This is a genomic window from Gammaproteobacteria bacterium, assembly GCA_003696665.1.
Taxonomy (GTDB): Bacteria; Pseudomonadota; Gammaproteobacteria; order Enterobacterales.
The window spans coordinates 1-3,343 of the sequence record RFGJ01000247.1; the positions used below are offsets into that span (position 1 = coordinate 1).

2 protein-coding genes are annotated in these 3,343 nt (G+C 50.3%); one reads left to right on the forward strand and one right to left on the reverse strand.

The window, feature by feature from the left end; all coding sequences use genetic code 11:
* Window positions 1-154 precede the first annotated feature (154 nt).
* A complete protein-coding gene (gene sppA, locus D6694_06940; GenBank protein RMH43508.1) occupies window positions 155-2,047 on the reverse strand; it encodes a signal peptide peptidase SppA in 1,893 nt (630 codons plus the stop codon).
* 156 nt (window positions 2,048-2,203) lie between these two features.
* Between sppA and D6694_06945 the strand changes: the two genes are divergently transcribed.
* Window positions 2,204-3,343, forward strand: a 1,140-nt coding sequence (locus D6694_06945; GenBank protein ID RMH43509.1) for an NADPH-dependent 2,4-dienoyl-CoA reductase, incomplete at its 3' end; no start/stop codon positions are given.

Sequence of the window (3,343 nt, forward strand, 5' to 3'; positions counted from 1 at the left end):
AAGAAGCCTTTTTCGGGGACGTAGCCGTCCCGACTCTTGACCATCCCGATGGTGCCGCCAGTGTAGGCGATATAAATGCGCTTTTTCGTCATAACAGCAAATAGGGCCACAAATGTGTGGCCCTATTATAGGCAGGTTGTTGATGACTATGCTATCACGGCTCTAATGTGCATAGACAGTCGACGTAGATACCGCGCGGATCATTCATGCGCGACAGGCGATCGAGGACAGGCTTGAAGGTGGTGACCATTTGTCGACCAAACTGGCTGTCAAGGAGCGGAACCGAAACGGTTGGCCAGCCGACTTTGGCAAATAGTTTGTTCAGCAATTCATCAAATGGCTCGTGTTCACGCTTTATCTCGATGACCTCGTAATCGTCTTCAATGTTTGCCAGCTTGGCAGCCGACTCGATCGCCTTATCCAGTCCACCCAGTTCGTCGACCAGCCCAAGTTTTTTGGCATCCACACCAATCCAAACGCGACCCTGTGCAATCTTGTCCACTTGTGCCTTGGTCATGCCGCGTCCCTTAGCCACGACCTCGAGAAAACGGTCGTAACCGTGGTAAATGGCTTGCTGGAACATCTCGGCAAATTGGGGATCCATGCCACTCATTGGGTCATAGGGATTGGTCAACGGGGTTGTCCCGACGCCATCACGATGAATTCCAATTTTCTGCATTGGCTTTTCGAAAGTCGGCAACATGCCAAATATGCCGATCGATCCCGTGATGGTGGTGGGTTGGGCCCAGATTTGATCGGCATTGGCGGATATCCAATAGCCGCCTGAGGCAGCATAAGTGCTCATGGAAACAACCACTTTCTTGCCAGCTTTTTGCGCAGCCAAAATTTCCCGGCGGATAACCTCTGAAGCGTAGGCACTGCCCCCGGGGCTGTCGACGCGCATAACAATTGCTTTGACTTTGTCATTAAGCCGTGCTTTGCGGATGAGTCGAGCCAACGTGTCACCACCAATGCGGCCCTCTGGTTGTTCTCCATCCATGATTGGGCCGACGGCATGAATCAGGGCAATTTGGTTGGGATGCTCCTGCTTTTTCGGAATGACGGGACGAATTTCCTTAAGATATTGGTAAAAACTCACCTTTCGGAATGTTTTGCCGTTATCTGCCGCTCCAACTTTGCTCTTCATGTAATCATTGAATGCAATATCATCTTTGGTCCCATCAACCAATCTGCTTTCCACGGCCAGTTTTGTGAAATCACCACCGAGTGTTTTGAGTCGCTGTGGCATTTCAAGCACATAGTTTTCAATGTCTTCTGGCGTCAGTCCGCGTGCCTTAGCGACATCTTGCTTGTACGCATCCCATAGCACGGAGAGCCAGCGCATATTGGCCTCTTTTGCCGCTTCGGACATATTGTCGCGAATAAAAGGCTCGACCGCGGACTTATACGTGCCGACTTTGAATACGTGATACTTAACGCCGATATTATCGAGTAAGCTTTTGAAATAGGTCCGATAACGGCCATAGCCCGTAATCATCACACCACCTTCAGGATCTGTGTAAATCTCATCGGCGTAGGCAGCGAGGTAGTATCGGTTTTGATCGTAAAAAACGGCTTTCGCGATCACCGGTTTGCCTGATGCCTTAAACTTTTCGATGGCGTGACCAATGGTTTGCAGCTTATTCAGCCCTGCGCCCTGTAATGCATCGAGATCAAGCACAAGAGCGGAGATTCGTTTGTCGCTGGCGGCATTTCTGAGCACATCCAAGATGTCCTGTAAGGCAGTTTCTGGTCTTTCCTCGCGTCCTCCAGATGCTTCTTCCATCAATTTGTCGATCGGTGGTCGATAGGTCTTTTGATCAACAATGATGCCGTGAGGCTTAAGCACCAGTGCTGAGCCTTTTTCGATGGTAAAAGACTTATCTTCTTTTAACGCGACAGCGAAAAGCGCAATTACAATCACCAGAAAAAGTATGTTTGCCACGGCCCTGCGACTTTGATCAAGAAATCGCCAGAACCCACATAGGATTCTGAGAAAAATATTTCTGGGCTTGTTCGTTTCCATGGTGTTTCCTCCACTGGACATTGACCGTTGCTCGACAATTGATGACGCATTAACATGCCTAAAGGTTGAGCAGGAATCAATCGAACTTTGTAATAAAGTTTTACAAGACGCTGCCTATTGGCCAGACCTCGGATCTCTATTACACTTCTGACATCGCCAAACAAAAGGAAAAACACAATGGTCGCGTATCCTCACTTGCTTGCGCCTTTGGATTTGGGGTTCACCACATTGAAAAACCGAGTGGTGATGGGATCGATGCATACAGGCCTCGAAGAAGAACGCGGTGGCTGCAAGAAAATGGCGGCATTTTATGCCGAACGCGCGCGCGGTGGTGTGGCACTGATGGTGACGGGTGGCATTGCGCCTGATTTTTGTGGTCGTCTGACGCCATTTGGCAGCCAACTTTCGAACAAGTGGGCGGCACGCAAGCACCGCATCGTCACAGATGCAGTGCACGAAGCCGGTGGCAAGATAGCGATGCAGATCTTGCATGCTGGACGATACGCCTATCACCCCTTCGCAGTGGCCCCCAGTGCCATAAAGGCGCCTATAACCCCATTCAAGCCGCGTGCAATGAGCGAACGTCGTATCCGAAAGACAATCGACCATTTCGTCCGTTGTGCCGAACTTGCCAGGTGGGCTGGCTATGACGGCGTCGAAATCATGGGGTCTGAGGGGTACCTTATCAACCAATTTTTGGTCAAGCGTACGAACAAACGTACGGATGCGTGGGGTGGCGCTTATGAAAATCGGATGCGCTTTGCCGTAGAAATTGTCCGTCGTACTCGTGAAACGGTTGGGCCAGATTTTATTATCATTTATCGCCTATCGATGCTGGACTTGGTTGAGGACGGTTCGACATGGGACGAGGTGGTGATGCTGGCGAAGGCCATTGAGGCCGCTGGTGCGACATTGATTAATACTGGCATTGGCTGGCACGAGGCGCGCATTCCAACCATTGCCACGAGTGTCCCAAGGGCGGCTTTCACGTGGGTGACGCGTCGGTTGAAGCCTGAAGTCAATATTCCGGTGATCACAACCAATCGGATTAATACGCCGGAAATCGCGGAAAGGATTTTGGCCAATGGCGATGCCGATATGGTTTCGATGGCGCGGCCGTTGCTGGCTGACCCGAACTTTGTGAAAAAAGCGGCAGAAAATAAAGCGCATCTTATCAATACCTGTATTGCGTGTAATCAAGCGTGTCTTGACCATGTGTTCCAGAACAAACGGGCGACTTGTCTGGTCAACCCTAGAGCGTGTTATGAAACTGAGTTAGTCATCAAAAAGACAGACAATCCGAAAAAAATTGCGGTG

What these genes read in the sequence shown, in the direction of transcription:
- sppA (RMH43508.1), bottom strand. Translation starts at nt 2,047, where the DNA reads ATGTCCAGTGGAGGAAACACCATGGAAACGAACAAGCCCAGAAATATT.